Source organism: Mesorhizobium prunaredense, from assembly GCF_900156895.1.
Taxonomy (GTDB): Bacteria; Pseudomonadota; Alphaproteobacteria; order Rhizobiales; family Rhizobiaceae; genus Mesorhizobium; species Mesorhizobium prunaredense.
The window spans coordinates 176831-193235 of record NZ_FTPD01000056.1; the positions used below are offsets into that span (position 1 = coordinate 176831).

General features: G+C 62.1%; 18 protein-coding genes. 11 read left to right on the forward strand and 7 right to left on the reverse strand.

The window, feature by feature from the left end:
- Positions 1 to 75: 75 nt before the first annotated feature.
- Both BQ8794_RS28390 and BQ8794_RS28395 read right to left on the reverse strand, forming a co-directional pair.
- A complete protein-coding gene (locus BQ8794_RS28390) occupies positions 76 to 342 on the reverse strand; it encodes a DUF1488 family protein (protein WP_077381973.1) in 267 nt (88 codons plus the stop codon).
- Complete coding sequence (locus BQ8794_RS28395; protein ID WP_077381975.1) at positions 339 to 611, reverse strand: hypothetical protein; 273 nt, start codon at positions 609 to 611, stop codon at positions 339 to 341. The genes BQ8794_RS28390 and BQ8794_RS28395 overlap by 4 nt, the downstream gene beginning before the upstream one ends.
- A 244-nt stretch (positions 612 to 855) precedes the next feature.
- On the opposite strand from BQ8794_RS28395, the gene BQ8794_RS28400 reads away from it, so the two are divergent.
- The 4 genes from BQ8794_RS28400 to BQ8794_RS35810 all read left to right on the forward strand — a co-directional run bounded on the left by BQ8794_RS28400 (position 856) and on the right by BQ8794_RS35810 (position 3711).
- On the forward strand, positions 856 to 1170 hold the full coding sequence (locus tag BQ8794_RS28400) for a co-chaperone GroES (protein WP_077381977.1): 315 nt from the start codon (positions 856 to 858) through the stop codon (positions 1168 to 1170).
- Positions 1171 to 1347: 177 nt separating this feature from the next.
- Complete coding sequence (gene groL / locus BQ8794_RS28405) at positions 1348 to 2967, forward strand: chaperonin GroEL (RefSeq protein ID WP_077381979.1); 1620 nt, start codon at positions 1348 to 1350, stop codon at positions 2965 to 2967.
- Positions 2968 to 3055: 88 nt separating this feature from the next.
- Entirely contained in the window at positions 3056 to 3445 is a 390-nt protein-coding gene (locus BQ8794_RS28410) for a hypothetical protein (RefSeq protein WP_077381981.1), read from the forward strand.
- Positions 3446 to 3546: 101 nt separating this feature from the next.
- A complete protein-coding gene (locus BQ8794_RS35810) occupies positions 3547 to 3711 on the forward strand; it encodes a hypothetical protein (protein WP_167366301.1) in 165 nt (54 codons plus the stop codon).
- 20 nt (positions 3712 to 3731) lie between these two features.
- Here the strand turns inward: BQ8794_RS35810 and BQ8794_RS28415 are convergent, their stop codons facing one another.
- Entirely contained in the window at positions 3732 to 5285 is a 1554-nt protein-coding gene (locus tag BQ8794_RS28415) for a trimethylamine methyltransferase family protein (RefSeq protein ID WP_077381983.1), read from the reverse strand.
- A 164-nt stretch (positions 5286 to 5449) separates the two neighbouring features.
- Between BQ8794_RS28415 and BQ8794_RS28420 the strand changes: the two genes are divergently transcribed.
- The 5 genes from BQ8794_RS28420 to BQ8794_RS28445 all read left to right on the forward strand — a co-directional run bounded on the left by BQ8794_RS28420 (position 5450) and on the right by BQ8794_RS28445 (position 11177).
- Positions 5450 to 6088 (forward strand): TetR/AcrR family transcriptional regulator, encoded by a 639-nt coding sequence (locus tag BQ8794_RS28420; RefSeq protein WP_077381985.1) that lies wholly within the window; start codon positions 5450 to 5452, stop codon positions 6086 to 6088.
- Positions 6089 to 6235: 147 nt separating this feature from the next.
- Positions 6236 to 8395, forward strand: coding sequence for a transglycosylase domain-containing protein (locus tag BQ8794_RS28425; RefSeq protein ID WP_077381987.1), 2160 nt, complete (start codon positions 6236 to 6238; stop codon positions 8393 to 8395).
- A 116-nt stretch (positions 8396 to 8511) separates the two neighbouring features.
- Entirely contained in the window at positions 8512 to 9096 is a 585-nt protein-coding gene (locus BQ8794_RS28430; RefSeq protein ID WP_077381989.1) for a DUF1214 domain-containing protein, read from the forward strand.
- Positions 9089 to 9637: a DUF1254 domain-containing protein gene (locus BQ8794_RS28435; protein WP_077381992.1), complete on the forward strand. Its 549-nt coding sequence runs from the start codon at positions 9089 to 9091 to the stop codon at positions 9635 to 9637. The genes BQ8794_RS28430 and BQ8794_RS28435 overlap by 8 nt, the downstream gene beginning before the upstream one ends.
- 532 nt (positions 9638 to 10169) lie before the next feature.
- The gene (locus BQ8794_RS28445; RefSeq protein WP_077381996.1) at positions 10170 to 11177 is read left to right on the forward strand and encodes a DUF2336 domain-containing protein; all 1008 of its coding nucleotides are present in this window, start codon (positions 10170 to 10172) and stop codon (positions 11175 to 11177) included.
- 146 nt (positions 11178 to 11323) lie between these two features.
- Here BQ8794_RS28445 and BQ8794_RS28450 read toward each other — a convergent pair whose 3' ends face one another.
- The 3 genes from BQ8794_RS28450 to BQ8794_RS28460 form a co-directional block, all read right to left on the reverse strand.
- Positions 11324 to 11671 carry a DUF1491 family protein gene (locus tag BQ8794_RS28450; protein WP_077381998.1) on the reverse strand — a complete coding sequence of 116 codons (348 nt, stop codon included), beginning with the start codon at positions 11669 to 11671 and terminating at the stop codon, positions 11324 to 11326.
- Between the two features lie 79 nt (positions 11672 to 11750).
- Positions 11751 to 12515: a peptidoglycan-binding domain-containing protein gene (locus BQ8794_RS28455; RefSeq protein WP_077382000.1), complete on the reverse strand. Its 765-nt coding sequence runs from the start codon at positions 12513 to 12515 to the stop codon at positions 11751 to 11753.
- Positions 12490 to 14229, reverse strand: coding sequence for a sensor histidine kinase (locus tag BQ8794_RS28460; RefSeq protein ID WP_077382002.1), 1740 nt, complete (start codon positions 14227 to 14229; stop codon positions 12490 to 12492). Before BQ8794_RS28460 ends, BQ8794_RS28455 begins: the two co-directional genes overlap by 26 nt.
- Before the next feature lie 531 nt (positions 14230 to 14760).
- Here BQ8794_RS28460 and BQ8794_RS28465 point away from each other — a divergent pair.
- Both BQ8794_RS28465 and BQ8794_RS28470 read left to right on the forward strand, forming a co-directional pair.
- Entirely contained in the window at positions 14761 to 15111 is a 351-nt protein-coding gene (locus BQ8794_RS28465; RefSeq protein WP_077382004.1) for a DUF5330 domain-containing protein, read from the forward strand.
- A gap of 134 nt (positions 15112 to 15245) precedes the next feature.
- A complete protein-coding gene (locus BQ8794_RS28470; RefSeq protein WP_023800835.1) occupies positions 15246 to 15674 on the forward strand; it encodes a SufE family protein in 429 nt (142 codons plus the stop codon).
- A gap of 90 nt (positions 15675 to 15764) precedes the next feature.
- Here BQ8794_RS28470 and BQ8794_RS28475 read toward each other — a convergent pair whose 3' ends face one another.
- On the reverse strand, positions 15765 to 16190 hold the full coding sequence (locus BQ8794_RS28475; protein ID WP_077382006.1) for a Ros/MucR family transcriptional regulator: 426 nt from the start codon (positions 16188 to 16190) through the stop codon (positions 15765 to 15767).
- Between the last annotated feature and the right edge of the window lie 215 nt (positions 16191 to 16405).

Here is a 16405-nt window from a genome sequence, read left to right on the forward strand (position 1 = left end):
CGGCCTGCCTCAGGCGGCATTTGCGCCTAGGTTGGAATCTGGCGTATTGGCCCCGATAGCGCAGCCGCTCGGGATTTAGCGAAAATCGGCCGCGGTCAGCACATATATGCTCTTGCGAGTGCGGGCATAGGCATTTCTGGCGATTTCATGGATGGAACTGGAGGCGGTGTCGAACGCCGCCAGATAGGTGGCTTCAGCAGTTGGTGCCTCTGATGGTGCCTTCGAGATGGCATCAGTGGCGACAGAGAAGGAAATCTGGAACATGCCGTCATGGCCGACGAAGCGGATGCGTTTGCCCGCCTCGTCGTAGCTGCGGCTTCGATTGGGAAATGTCAGGCTCATGACTTGACCTCCGTTGATGCAACGTCTGCTTTCTTGACCGCCCGCGACGCCCGCTTTTTCTTGGGGGCGACGGGATTGAGGGCCTCCGCGGCGCGGTCGGCCTCTTCCTTGGCCAGCCGCAACGCCCGCAATCTTGCCGTCTTAATGGTCCTGGCCTTGGCCTCGGAAACATATTCGGCCGTTGCCTGGTTGCGTTCCGCGGTTTTCTTCTGCTTCTCCATGAAGCGCGCTTCAGCTTTTTCCATGATGTTCTGGCTAACTTCCGCCATCGATAAAATCTCCTTTTGACTGAGATTATGAAAGTGAATTTCCCATCTAAAATAGGAACTCGGAACAAAAAATTCAACTTCCAGATTATTTTGAATTGGTCGAAATTCTGAAAATGAAACAGCAAAAAAATACTATTCAATAGTTTCCGACAGGCATGAATATTTTTTGGCACTCCTATCAATCGAGTGCCAACGGGCCTATAGAAGGGAGCGGCCGCCTAAGCCGGCCCCAGAAAGAGTTCCCATGAAATTCCGGCCCCTCCACGATCGCGTCGTCATTCGGCGCGCCGAAAGCGACACCAAATCCAAGGGCGGCATCATCATTCCCGACAATGCCAAGGAAAAGCCGCAGGAAGGCGAAGTGATCGCCGTCGGGCCGGGCGCGCGTGACGAAAGCGGCGCGCTGATCGCGCTCGACGTCAAGGCCGGCGACCTCATCCTGTTTGGCAAATGGTCGGGAACCGAGGTCAAGATAGATGGCGAGGACCTTCTGATCATGAAGGAGGCCGACATCATGGGCATCATCGAGAAGACCATCGCTGCCAAGAAGGCCGCCTGATTGGAGCGCCGCGCGTCCTCTTGGACGCGCAAAGGACGCTCCAAGTTTTTGAATCTACGCATCGTGCTTTTCCGAAAATCGATTCCGATTTTCGAGCCGATGCTTCAGGCGGAATGCCGAAGTCTTTCTGGTTCCAAAGCGAACGGCTTACTCCACACACAAACGGGATGAAAAATCATGTCTGCCAAGGAAATCAAATTCTCCACCGATGCGCGTGACCGCATGCTGCGCGGTGTCGAAATCCTCAACAACGCCGTCAAGGTGACGCTCGGCCCCAAGGGCCGCAACGTCGTCATCGACAAGGCCTATGGCGCACCGCGCATCACCAAGGACGGGGTGGCGGTAGCCAAGGAAATCGAGCTTGCCGACAAGTTCGAGAACATGGGCGCGCAGATGGTGCGCGAAGTGGCGTCGAAGACCAACGACCTTGCCGGCGACGGTACCACCACCGCCACGGTGCTTGCCGCTTCCATCTTGCGCGAGGGCGCCAAATTCGTTGCCGCCGGCATGAACCCGATGGACCTCAAGCGCGGCATCGACCTTGCCGTTACCGCTGTCGTCAAGGAAATCCAGGCACGCGCCAAGAAGGTCAAATCTTCCGGTGAAATCGCGCAGGTCGGCACCATTGCCGCCAATGGCGACACCACCGTCGGCGCCATGATCGCCAAGGCGATGGACAAGGTCGGCAATGACGGCGTCATCACCGTCGAGGAAGCCAAGACCGCCGACACCGAACTCGACGTCGTCGAGGGCATGCAGTTCGACCGCGGCTATCTCTCGCCCTATTTCGTCACCAATGCCGAGAAGATGCGCGCCGAGCTGGAGGACCCTTACGTCCTCATCCATGAAAAGAAGCTCGGCAATCTGCAGGCGATGCTTCCGATCCTCGAAGCCGTGGTGCAAAGCGGCAAGCCGCTGCTGATCATCTCCGAGGACGTCGAAGGCGAAGCGCTGGCGACGCTGGTCGTCAACAAATTGCGCGGCGGCCTCAAGGTTGCGGCCGTCAAGGCGCCGGGCTTCGGTGACCGCCGCAAGGCGATGCTGGAAGACATCGCGGTGCTCACCGCCGGCCAGATGATTTCGGAGGACCTCGGCATCAAACTCGAAAACATCACCATCGACATGCTAGGCCGCGCCAAGCGCGTGCTGATCGAGAAGGACACGACGACGATCATCGACGGCGCCGGCGAGAAGGCCACGATCCAGGCGCGTGTCCAGCAGATCAAGGGGCAGATCGAGGAAACCACCTCCGACTACGACAAGGAGAAGCTGCAGGAGCGGCTGGCTAAGCTCGCCGGCGGCGTCGCGGTCATTCGCGTCGGCGGCGCGACCGAGTCCGAGGTCAAGGAAAAGAAGGACCGCATCGACGATGCGCTGAACGCCACGCGCGCGGCAGTGGAAGAAGGCATCGTTCCCGGCGGCGGTGTCGCGCTGCTGCGCGCCAAGGCCGTACTGAACGGGCTGACCGGAGCCAATGCCGATGTGACGGCGGGCATTTCGATCGTGTCGAGAGCGCTCGAAGCGCCGATCCGCCAGATCGCCGAGAACTCCGGCGTCGAAGGTTCGATCGTTGTCGGCAGGCTCACGGACAGCAAGGATCACAATCAGGGCTTCGACGCCCAGAACGAGACCTATGTCGACATGATCAAGGCCGGCATCGTCGATCCCGCAAAGGTGGTGCGGACCGCGTTGCAGGATGCCGGGTCGATCGCGGCGCTGCTGATCACCGCGGAAGCCATGATCACCGACATTCCAGCAAAAGACGCTGCGCCTTCGGCCGGCATGGGCGGCTACTGACCACCCGCTCCCGTAAATGGGCCCTGCAAGGCCTGGCCTCAGCAAGGCCGGGCGACCGATCCCAACATCAACCAGGAAGGAACTGTCCGTGGCCACACAAAGCAGCAAGCCATCTCTCGCGCGTCGATGGGAAGATTACCAGCCGGCCAAATCCACGCTTTTGTGGGCATGCGCTGCAACCTTCGTCGCCACGCTGATCATCGGTTTCAACTGGGGCGGCTGGGTGACCGGCGGCACCTCACGCGCGCTGGCGGCCACCGCCGGCGATACGGCGCGCAGCGAACTGGCCTCGGCGGTCTGCGTCGATCGCTTCAATACGGCGCCCGACGCGGCCGCCAAACTTGTCGAGTTCAAGGCCATAACCGACAGCTACAAGAAGTGGCAGTTCATCGAGACGGGCGGCTGGGCGACCATGCCCGGAAAAACCTCGCCCGACAGGCTGGGTGCGCAAAGCTGCGCGGTCGCTCTCGCCACCTAACATCTTCGACCTCTCGGAGAGAACGTGCTCTTGACGAGAGCCTGAAAGACAGCCGCCGGGGCATCCCTCGGCGCGCAGCCGTCGGCAAGGAGATCGATCCAATGATTGCATTCGTCCCGAAGCCAAATGCTGTAGTAAAGACCAAAGTGGCCGAGGAAAGCCGCTTCGATCGCATTCGCAGACTCGCCGCCGACAAGCACAGGAAAGCCGATGCCGGCACGATCCGCCGCGACCCGCAGAAGGCAGGCGACAAGCGCCCCATGTAACGCGCGCTCGCTGAACTACATCACGAAACCGGTGCTGCGCCACCCTCTTCCGTGCGCCGCGCAATGAATTCGTCGAGAACCCCTGATGTGGCAGCGGCGCAAGCCGGCGGCCGAAAATCGGCCAGCAGCCGTTTCCAGATGCCGGTGGCGCGCTCGGTGGCGGTTCTTGACCCAGCCTCAGTCCAGTTGCCGAAATTCGACCAATCGGCGACCAGCGGTTCGTAGAAAGCGGTGCGGTAGCGCGCCATTGTGTGTCCGGCCGAGAAGAAATGCCCGCCCGGCTGCACTTCGGCGATAGCCTCGAAGCCGATCGCGGCCTCGTCGCCGGGCGTCGCCGCGCAGAGTTCCGCGATGGTCTGCAGCGCCTCGATATCGGTGATCAGCTTCTCGAACGAGACGCTCAACCCGCCTTCGAGCCAGCCCGCAGCATGGATGCAGACCGTCGCGCCGGCGAGCACCGAACCCCACAGCGCGAACTGCGTTTCGTGGGCTGCCTGCGCGTCCGAAATGTTGGCAGCACTGCCACCGCCGGACCGCCAGGGAAGACCGGTGAAGCGTGCAAGCTGACCGGCGCCCAGCGTCGCCTTGACGTGCTCCGGCGTGCCGAAGGCCGGCGCCCCGGACTTCATGTCGACATTGGAGGAGAAGGAGCCATAGACGACCGGCGCGCCCGGCCGCACGATCTGGGCCAGCGTCAGCCCGGCCAGCGCTTCGGCGTGCTGCAGCGTCAGCGCGCCGGCCACGGTAATCGGCGCCATGGCGCCGGCCAGGCAGAAGGGCGTGATGACCAGCACCTGCCCCGCCTTGGCAAAGTCGATGATGCCTTGTGCCATCGGAACATCGAGCTGACGCGGCGAGTTGGTGTTGATGACGGTGTAGCAATGAGCGCCCGAACGGAATTCGTCCTCGGACAAGCCGCGCGCCAGCCGCAGCATCTCGAAGCCGTCCTCGACCTGCGGCGTGCCGCGCGCGAAGACGAACGGCAGCTTGTCCGACAGCGTCAACTGCGCGCGGTTGACGGCGTAATGGCGGAAGCGGTTGTCGATGTCCTGCGGCTCGATGCAAGGTCCCAGCATGTGCAGCACGTCGAAATGCTGCACCAGCCGGATGAGATCCTCGAAAGCGGCAAGCGTTCCCGGCCGCCGGCCGTGCTCTAGATCGGTGACGTTCGGCGCCCCGGATCCGGCCAGGAACGCCATCGAGCCGAGCTCGAGCGTCAGGTCGCGGGCACGGTCGCCGGCATGGACGCGGATCGATTTCGGCGCCGAGGCCAGCGCCGCCGCGACAATGTCGCGGCCGATGCGCACCATCTGGCTGTCCTCGTCGACCAAAGCGCCGGCACGGGCAAGAATGGCGCGCGCCTCTGGCAGCAGCACCTTGGCGCCGAGTTGCTCGAGCACGCGCAGCGCCGTGTCGTGGATCGCGGCGACCTGGTCGGCCGAAAAGATCGGCTGTGGCAGGAACGGGTTCTTCAGCGAACGATAGTCCGGCCGGCGGCTGGTCTCGCTGCCGGCCTCGCCGGTTCGTCCGCGCCTGCGTTCGCGCCTGAGGTTGCGTGCGGCGTCATCGACCATGGCGGATACTCCTCATTGCCGTATTGCCCTGCCCTGGGGATCGTAGGGAGAAGCCGCGATGACGCGCGTCGGCCGCTCGGCCTAGTTCGAGACAGGATACTTGCACTGGACACATGTGTCTAGTACGGTTGTATGCAGTTCGCCCTCATGCCTATTGTGCGGCCATGATCATGATTTCTCCGCAGGACGAGCCGGCGCCCGGCAACACCAAGGTGACGCGCCGGGACTGGATCAATCTTGCGCTCCAGACACTGATTTCAGACGGCATCGAAAGCGTGCGCGTGCTGCCGCTCGGCCAGAAGCTCGGCGTTTCGCGCTCAAGCTTCTACTGGTATTTCGAGAGCCGTCAGGACCTGCTCGACCAGTTGCTTGCCCATTGGCGGGACACCAACACCAAGTCGATCGTCGAACGCGCGCAGCGGCCGGCCGAAAGCATCATCATGGGGGTCATGAATGTGTTCGAATGCTGGGCCGACGAGCGCCTGTTCGATCCCAGGCTCGACTTCGCCATCCGGGAATGGGCGCGTCGCTCCGACGACGTGCGCCGGGCCATCGACCAGGCCGACAATGACCGACTGGGCGCGATCCGCGACATGTATCGCCGGCATGGCTACGCCGAAGAGGATGCCTTCATCCGCGCCCGTGTGCTCTACTACATGCAGATCGGCTATTATGTGCTCGACCTCAAGGAACCGGTCGAGGCGAGAGTCAGTCATCTCGCCGCCTATCTGCGCAGTTTCACCGGCCAGGAGCCAAGCGATGCCGACGTGGCGCATTTCATGCACTTTATCGCGGCGCAGTAAGCGGGCGCGAGGTGGCAGCCCTACCCTGGTATCAACAAACTGTACCGCGAAAGTCCCCTCGCCCTTGTGAGCGGGGCCAAAATGGACAAATAGTCTGGTAGGAGTGCCGCTTCTCAGTGGGAGGCGTAGCCGCAGCCGGATCTTGGAATGGCCAGTCCTTTGAAAATACGCAAGAGAAGGGGTCCGATTGCCGCAAGACTGCTGGCGGCGGATGCGTGGTTCGATTCCTCGCTCTACGAGACCGGCTTCAAGGCGCGCCGGTTCTGGGAAGCGGCCACCATTTTTTTCCGGCGCTTCCGCGTCTCCGGCTGGCGCCGCGGCATCATCGAACTGTTGAGTGAGGGCTTCACGCTCGGCGCCGGCGGCATCGTCGTCATGCTGGCGCTCGCCTTGCCGGCCTTCCAGGAAACCGCCGGCGACTGGCGCGCCCAGGGCGATTTCGCCATCACCTTCCTCGACCGCTACGGCAACGAGATCGGCCAGCGCGGCATCATCCAGCGCGATTCGGTGCCGGTCGACGAGATGCCCGACCAGGTCATCAAGGCGGTGCTGGCCACCGAGGATCGGCGTTTCTTCGATCACTACGGCATCGACGCGCTCGGCCTTTCGCGCGCGATCTTCGCGAATGTGCGGGCGAATTCCGTGGTTCAGGGCGGCTCGAGCATCACCCAGCAGCTGGCCAAGAACCTGTTCCTGACCAATGAACGGACGTTGGAACGGAAGGTCAAGGAAGCCTTCCTGGCGCTGTGGCTCGAGGCCAATCTGTCGAAGAAGGAGATCCTGCAGCTCTATCTCGACCGCGTCTATATGGGCGGCGGCACGTTCGGCATCGAAGCGGCCGCCGATTTCTATTTCGGCAAAAGCGTCAAGGATGTGAACCTCGCCGAAGCGGCGATGCTGGCCGGCCTGTTCAAGGCACCGACCAAATACGCGCCGCACATCAACCTGCCTGCTGCCAGGGCGCGGGCCAATGTAGTGCTGTCGAATCTCGTCGAAGGCGGCTTCATGAGCGAGGGTCAGGTGCTGCAGGCGCGGCTGCATCCGGCTGAAATCGTCGACCGCGGCGAGCAGAAGAGCCCGGATTACTACCTCGACTGGGCATTCGACGAGGTCAAGAAGATCGCCGCGAAGTCCGGCCAGCATTCGCTGGTCGCCCACACCACTTTCGACGCCAACATCCAGAAGGCGGCGGAAGAATCGATGGAATTCCATCTCCGCCAGTTCGGCAAGGAATACAACGTCACCGAAGGCGCCATGGTCGTCATCGAAACCAATGGCGCAGTCAGGGCGATCGTCGGCGGCCGCGACTACGGTGCCAGCCAGTTCAACCGCGCCACCAAGGCGCTGCGCCAGAGCGGCTCATCGTTTAAACCCTACGTATACGCAACGGCGATGGAGCACGGCTTCACGCCGGACTCCGTCGTTTCCGGCGCGCCGATCTCCTGGGGTGCCTGGTCGCCGCACAATTACAATGACGGACGGGCCGGCAAGGTCACGCTGATCGCGGCGATGGCCAAATCGGTCAACACCGTGCCGGTGCGGCTGGCCAAGAATCATCTCGGCATCAAGCCGATCAAGGCGATGGCGGAAGCCATGGGCGTCGAATCGCCGCTCGAATCGCACAAGACGATGGTGCTCGGCACATCGGGCATGACCGTGATGGACCAGGCGACAGGCTATAGCGTGTTCGCCCAGAATGGCTTTGTCGGCTCCCGGCATGGCATCACCCAACTCGTCACCCGTACCGGCGAGGTGGTTTACGATTTCGCCAAGGATGCGCCGCCGCCGCGCCGTGTGCTCTCGGAGCAGGCGCTGAAATCCATGAACACCATGCTGGCGGCGGTGCCGGTGATGGGCACGGCGCGGCGCGCTGCGCTTCCCAATATCGTTTCGGCCGGCAAGACCGGCACAACGCAGTCTTACCGCGACGCCTGGTATGTCGGCTTTACAGGCAACTACACGGCTGCCGTGTGGCTCGGCAATGACGACTTCACCCCGACCAACAACATGACCGGCGGCTCGCTGCCGGCGATGGTTTGGCAGCGGCTGATGGTCTATGCGCACCAGAATATCGACCTCAAGCCGATCCCCGGCCTCGATCATCCCTTCGTCGACGAAGGGATGATCGCCAAGGCCGAGGAAGCGGAAAAGAAGAATGCCGAGCAGGCAGCGGCCGACACCGCTGCCGAGCGGCCGCCGGTGCTGTCCAGCCAGACGACGCGGGCGCTCAGGGACATCACAAGGCTGTTCCAGTCGGCGCCCGTCCTCCAAGCGCCTGCGACACCGGAGACCCTGTCGGCGCTTTGATGCCGGCACGACGGGCCAGGCCATCCCCTCGCGCCGCAATTCCACCGAGGTCCGCTTGCCATGGCCCCCTGCCCCGCGATATCCCCGAGCGGCACTCCTCATGCCCGCGGCTCTTCATGTTCAAGAACGCATTCCTGACGCTCCTCGCGCTTGCCATAGCCATCGGCGGCGGCGGCGGCAGCGTCTGGTACGCTCTCAAGACGCAAGATGGCATTGGCGCGATCAGGATCGGGCAATGGACGGCGTTTCCCGATATCGGCACGCAGGCGGCGGATCCCTATTCGAAAGCCCGCGTGGCGCGCGAGGGTGTCCTTGCACTCGGGCAGGCAGAAGGCCTGTCATTTGTCGCCGAACGCGATTCCGATGGCGAACTATTGAGACGCCAATGCGCCTATGAAATCGAAGGCGGATTTCCCACGGCCCGGTTCTGGACCCTCTATGCCGCCGATCGGTCGCTCGGCGTGGTCGAGACCGGCAAGCCAAGGCTTGCGGCACTTCAGTCCTACCAAGTGCTGCGCCAGCCCGACAATTCCGTGCTTATTTCCGTCAGCAACCGCCCCGCGCCCGGCAACTGGCTGCTTTCCGACGGCGTCGGCCGGATGTATCTCGTGCTGACATTCTACGACACGCCGATCGCCAGCAGCACGGGCCTTTCGGATGTCACGCTGCCGCAGATCGTGAAGGTCGGCTGCAATGCGTAGGCTGCCGCACGCGATCCTGCTCGGCCTGCTTGGCGCCGGCATCGTACACATCATCGTGCTGCTGCTCGTCCCGGAATTTTCCGAACGCAATGCCTGGTCGCGGCTGGCCATGGCCTCCAACCTTTATCGGATGACCAGGCTGGACGCTGAGGCCGGCGGTACGTCAGTGGTGAAATCCGTCGATCCGCTGTTTTATGCTGCGGCTTGCCGCTTCGATCTGTCCGATGGGATGGTTCGGGTGAAGGCACCGGGAAACGTCCCGTTCTGGTCCGTATCGGTCTATGACCGCAGCGGCCATAACATCTACTCCTTCAACGACCACAGCGCGACCGGAAGGGTGCTGGACAGTATCGTGCTGACGCCGGCGCAGATGATCGAGATCCGCAAGGATGTCCCGGAGGAATTGCAAGGGGCAATCTTCGTCGAAGCGCCCATCGACGAAGGCATGTTCGTCATCCGCTCCTTCGTGCCCGACGACAGCTGGAAGCCGACCGTGTCGCGGTTTCTCGAGCAGAGTTCCTGCGAGCTGCAGGACTACTGACGTCAACCGAAATATGCCGCCGGCTCCGGCCCATGCCTTGCGAGCCGCCGCGGCGCTCGTTCAAGGGGATAGAGCATCCTTGCGCGCCCAATCAGCCGCGACGCGCTTTAATGATGCGGAACAGGCAACGTCCCCGACGTCCCCGGCATCGTCCTTGACGAACCCGGCTTGTCCGGACCGGCGCCTGGCCGCGTCTCGCCCGTCAGTGGCGGTTGCTCGTAGCGGACGCCGGGGAAAATGATCACCGCCGCCGGCGTTCCGGTGTTTCGGTCTGCTCGATTGGTTGCCGCCGTTCGCGGCACGAAAGACAGTACCATGCCCATGGTTCGTGCATTCCTCTCGGTTGCCCCGGAGCACAACGCAACGCCTCCAATCTGATTAAGGAGCCAGTAGGTTAACGGAACGCTAACGGATCGCCGATAATTTGATCTTTGTTCTGAGGTCAGGAAGTCCTGACCCGTGGCAAATGCGAAACCGACACAGTCCCGGTCGAGCATGGTCCAGATTGTGTCGAGTGTCAGGCGTATCCTTCGTGTCATCTGCGGATTTCAGGCAAATCGCTATACGGGCTGAATCGGGAAAGGCCGAAAGGCTGTTCCGCGCCACGGTGTCGGCGTTCTGTTCGCTCACCCGCCCTTCGCGCCGGGAGATCGCGCAACTTGAGGATCTTACGCTTCCGCTTTTCGCCGATGTGTCGGTCGAATCGCGCCGCTACGTCGCCGCCGCCCTTTCCGAATGCGAATATGCGCCCGCAGCGCTGGTCCGGCGGCTTTGCGAGGAGCCGGTCGACGTTGCCGCGCCGCTGCTCATCCGCTCGCGCGCGCTCAGCGATATCGACCTCATCGCACTGATCGGCCGCCATGGCCTGCCGCATGCGCGCGCCATTGCGCGCCGCAAGGATCTGAACCCGACCATCGCCCACCTGATCAGGGCACTTGAAAAGCCGACGCTGGTGAGCGTGCGGCAGCCTGAGGCGAACGCCAAGACGGTGCCCGAAAGCGCCGAAGTCGTCGCCGACAGCCAGCAGGTGCCCGGCGCCGCCGCCGAGAATGCACGGCGCCGACTGCGGTCGATGATGCGTGATGCCGAGAGCGGCGGCGTGACCATCAATCCGTTCGCCGGCGCGAACACCTATGTCAAACTGCGCGAGACGGCGCTGACCGGCAATGCCGCATTCTTCCAGACAGCACTGGCCGACGCGCTCGAGATCGATTTTTCAACGGCGCGGTCGCTCACGGCGCACCAGAACTATACGTCGCTGCTGGCCGCCCTGCGCGCGCTCGATCTCGGCGAAGAGAGGGCGTTCCTGATCACCGCCGCCGTCTATCCCACAGAGTTTTCGCATCCGCAGGCCATTCGCATCTTTCTCGACCGCTATCGGCTGCTGCATCGCAACGCCGCGCTGGACAGGCTACGCGGCTGGAAAGCCGAGACACTGTCGAAGGCCATTCGCAATGCCGGACCGATCGCGGCAAACGCCGACATCCGCAAAGCGGACAGCGACAATACCGCCGCCAGCCCTAAAGCGCGTCGCGTCTGACCCGCTTCATGCGACGCGCTTTAGGCTGTTGTTCTTACGCACGTCGTTATCGCAAAACCACTGCACAGTTTTGCGCGACATGCATTAGGCGCGTCGCGCCTGAAAAGAGATTCAAGCGAACGCTCTAAGCCTTTGTCTGTATTTCGCTATTGCGACTTGACGGAGAGAAGCTCCTCGACGGGAACAGAGCCGGCCTCGATCTCGACCACCCAGATGTCGGGATCGAATTTCTTCTCCTTTTCCAGTCGCGCGTCAAAGACGGCGGCATCGTCGCCGGCGCCGAGCAGACTGAAGAAACGGTCGTCGGGTTTGGCTGAATCGTAGCTCGTCTGCGGCGCCGGGCCAAACAAGGCAATCTCGCCCATGCGGCCTCGCGCCAGCACGAAGACGGCGCCGGCCTCGGTTGCGCCGCGCTTGACCACGGCGGCAAAGCCGCCGGCGCCGAAAACCCGACGCAACAGGGCCGACACCCACAGATCGGTGGTTACGCGCATGGCAGCATTCTGGACGACATCGGACGGTACTTAGAGCGCTTTGCGTTTGGGTGAAACCAAAACCGCCCGCCTCCGCCCATCAGTTGGTCAGGCCGATCTCGCGCATCTTGACGTAGACGACCTCGTCGGGCTCGCCGGTCTCAGGCAGCCCGAACAGCGACTGGAACTCCTTGATCGCTGCCTTGGTGCGGGCCCCGACCACGCCATCGAGCTGCATGTCGTCATTGCCGAATGCCTTCAACCCGGCCTGGATCTTGATGATGCGGGCGTCGGGTGCCTGCGCTGGCGCATCTGCCGGCGAAGCCGAGACGGGAATCGCGGCCGTGTCGTCCGGACGGGGTGCCGGATGCGGCACGACTGTCGAGGCGGTTGGCGTGGCGCCCAGTTGATCGAGCAGAACACTGTCGATCTCGCCGGAAGCGTTGAGCCCGACCTTCTGCTGATAGGCTTGTATGGCCTTACGCGTGTTGGGGCCGGAAATGCCGTCGACGGTGCCGGAATAGAAATCGAGATCCTTCAATATGCCCTGGACCTGCTCGACAACCGGATCGCTCTTGATCGGGGCCGGGTCCGGCCGCACGATGTTGATGGTGGTTTCAGGCTCGTCGGCGCCGGCTCGAGGAAAGCTCTGCATGCTCCTGGTCGCAAAAAACGCGCCGGCATGAGGAAAAGGCTGATACCACAAAGCGTTCGCCGAGACGTAGAACAGCGTCACCAGGAAGGCGGTCGAACCGCCAACCAGAACCGGATTGCGTGAAATCTGGCTGCCGAGGGCGACCGCGCTGCGTTGGAAGGCATTGCCGCGGCGCTTGACCGCCTTAGGCTGTTTTGCGGAGCGAGCCATGCCTGTCCCCTTTCGTCTCCGCCTTGGCCGCAGGCATCGGCAGTACGCCGGGCTTGTCATTCGAACGTCCTTTCGGTCCGTTCACCGGCAAGCCGATCGTGACCGTGGTGCCCTCCCCCGGCATGCTTTCGATCGACATCGTGCCCTCGTGCAGCGCCACCAGACCCTTCACCAGCGACAGGCCGAGCCCGGTGCCCTCGAAGCGGCGCGTATAGTCGTTCTGGATCTGCATGAACGGCTTGCCGAGATTGGCAAAGTCTTCCTCGGCGATGCCGATGCCGGTGTCCCTGACCCAGAAATGCAGTCGCGAGCCGATCCGCTTGGCGCCGACGACGACATCGCCGCCATCGGGCGTGAACTTGATGGCGTTGGAGACGAGGTTGATGAGTATCTGCTGCACGGCACGACGGTCGGCGTTTATCTCGCCTGCATCCGGTGCGATCTGGGCCTGTAGATCGATGTTCTTTGCCTCGGCCTGCAAGCGCATCATCGACTGGCACATTTCGACGGCTTCCACGAAACGGAATGGTTCCGGCTCGGTTGCATAGGCACCGGCTTCGATCCTCGATACGTCGAGTATCGAGGTGACGACGGCAAGCAGATGCTGGCCGGACTCCTTGACCAGGCCGACATATTCCTTCTGGCGCGGATCCTTGAAGGTGCCGAACATCTCATGCAGCAGCATGTCGGAAAAACCGATGATGGCGTTCAACGGCGTGCGCAGTTCGTGGCTGACGACCGCCAGAAACCGTCCCTTTGCCACTTCGGCAGACGCGGCCGCCTCTTTCGCAGTGGCAAGCTCTTCGCGCAAGCCAGCGAGTTCGTCGTTTTCGCGCAGGATGAACGTGAGGACGTCCTGCTGCTCTTCCCCGCGCGCCAATTCAAGCGAAAACGGCCGGTAATTGTCCGCCGTCGGGCCATTGCTGTTTTGCGGCAGCCGGACGCGAAGATCCAGCCGGCGCACCGGCGCGCCATCGCGCATGTCGGCCAGCGCGCTGAGGTATGCGACGCGATCGGATAGATGGATGCGGTCGAACAGGCCAGTACCGCACAGCAGTTCCGGCTGCAGCTTCAGGATCGTGCGCGCCTTTGCCGACGCATCCAGAACCTCGCCATGCCTGCCGGCCCGCAGGACAACGGCGTCGATGATGTTCTCGAGCCGGTCGTCGGTCGCCGAATCAAGCTGCGCGTCGGCCGGGCTGCCAAGCGCTGCGCCGCGGGGAACGAGGGTGAGCGCCCAAGCCAGCGGCAACAGCCAGTGCCAAGCGGCTGTTACCGCCGGGCCGAACGGAAAGACAGAACCGGCAAAAGCCTGCAGCAGGATAGCGACAAATGCGGATACGGCACCGCAGAGTGTAGCGCGACGAGACCCGCCGATCCACCAGGCTTCGAAAGGCAGCGCGACGACAAGCATGGCGACCGGCGAGGCCATCCCGCCCGCCGCAGCAATGACACCGGCAAGAGCAAGACTGCCCATCACCAGGGCGACCTGGCCGGCGAACGCCATCTTGCCCGATGCTGCCACCAGCAAGGCAGCAAACCAGCAGAGGCCGAACGTCGCAAAGATCGCAGCCATGGTCACGGCCACGCCCATGCCCGAGGTGACCAGCGTGACTGCTGCGCCTGCGGCAAAGAACGGAGCGGCCAGCATGACACCGACAAACCGCCTCTGGCACCGGCGGTCGTTCTGTCCGAGGATCGACGGATGAACCATACGTTCGCAACCGGCGGCCATCGCGCCGGGCAACTCAACGTATCTGGCCCTTATCGAACTCAACTCAACGCACTCGCACCTGGTCGTGAACAGCCCTGCTTCGCAGATTGCTTTTGTCGATCTGAAACTCGCATCCAGCGTTTAAGGAATGGATAAGGCAGGACCGATCAATGCCCGGCCCGAGGCAGATATTGGGAGGCCGGCACCGCCAAACCTTGGCAATTGCGGCCATAGTAAATGGAGCGTTATCCGGGCGAACCGCCCTTCTGCCTCTGACAATCGCCCCGATGCGCCGCACGTCTGGAAAATACATAATGAAAACAGACGGATAGATGGTTAAGCTTAAGTGAAGAAAATCGGCTGGATTTGAGACAAATCCATTGCAAAATGCTTCGTTTCGAATTTGCCTAAAATTTGAGGAAAATTTTCGCTGACCGGGCAAGCCGTCCTTTGCGCGTCCATGCCACTATCGTACCCATAAAGAGGTCATGTCGCACGAACACATGATCCGTCACGAATGAGGGCATACAGATGGGCTTTCTGATCAGAATGGCTTTCTGGTTTTCGCTGGTGCTTCTGGCGCTGCCGCTGAATGTCGGCTCCGACGAGACAGGCCACCAAAGCGTCGGGCCGATCCAGGCGTTGTTTGCGGCACGCGAAGCGGTCGGCGACATTGCCGGCATATGCGAGCGCAAGCCCGACGTCTGCGAGACCGGCAAGTCCGCAATGCACACGATCACCGCCCGGGCCAAGGAGACAGCCAAGATCGCGGCCGCCATGTTGGACGACAAGGCCGCCGAACCCGACACGGCGACAACGACCGGCAGCGTGCCCGAAGACTTCGTCTTGCCGGCGAAAGTCGAATTGCCGGCGAAGAACTGAGATATTTTTCAGCGCATCTGTCACAGCGCCGCAAGCCGTCCGGGCTAAAGCGCGTCGCATTTGACCGGCCTCACGCGACGCGCTTTTCCTCTTTTTCCGTGACGCGGCGTCGCCGGATGATTATATCCGGGGCTATGACCACGACGATCCAAACGATCCGCGACGACTTCTCCCTGCTTGACGAGTGGGAAGACCGCTATCGCTATGTGATCGAACTGGGCGAGGCCCTGCCGCCATTTCCCGATGAGGAACGCAACCCTGCCAACAAGGTGCCTGGCTGCGTCAGCCAGGTCTGGCTGACCACCGAGTATGGACCGGGGCCCGACCCAGTCGTCACCTTCGCCGGTGATTCGGACGCGCATATCGTGCGCGGCCTCGTCGCTATCATGCTGGCGCTGTTTTCCAGACGACCCGCCAGCGAGATCCAGAAAACCGACGCGGAAGCCACGCTGAAGGCACTTGGCCTCGACGAACACCTGTCGCCGCAACGCGCCAATGGTCTTCGTTCCATGGTCAAGCGCATCAAGCGCGACGCCGAGGCGGCCTTGAAGCAGACCGCCTGATCATATCGATTGCTCCAGCATCGCCCAAGATCAAAACGGCGCCCGGAGGCGCCGTTGATCATCTAACCCAGGTTGGGAAGAGAGCCGGTATCAGCGCCCCTTGCGCTTGCGGCCGAGACCCATCTTCTTGGCGAGCTGTGAGCGGGCGGCGGCATAGTTGGGAGCAACCATCGGGTAGCTTGCGTCCAGGCCCCATTTTTCACGATACTCGTCGGGCGTCAGACCGTAGTGGGTCATCAAATGACGCTTCAGCGACTTGAACTTCTTGCCGTCTTCAAGACAGACGATGTAGTCGTCATGGACGGAGCGTTTCGGGTTTACTGCCGGCTTCTGCTTGTCGGCAGGAGGCTGTTCACTGGCCCCGCCTACGCGCCCGAGGGCGGCATGGACATCGGCGATGAGGCTCGGCAGCTCGCCGACCGGCACCGGATTGTTGCTGACATAGGCGGCTACGACGTCGGCCGTCAATTCGATCAGCGCATCACTATTTCTGGAAGGTGCTTCGATAATATCCATGGCTTCCTGGCCCCAACGTGAGTTGTTTCTACCTGAGCCCTATTTTGATAGGTCGGGCATCGCGCGAAATTTTTGCAGGAAAGAGCCTCTGCGATTCGCGTCGCAGTATCCTAATGAGCCACTAAACCAAGTAAGTCAATTCGCTTCTTGCGCTGTATTCATCGATGGCAATAAAATATTCGACGATCAGCTTCAACCTTTCGTGCACTCTGTAA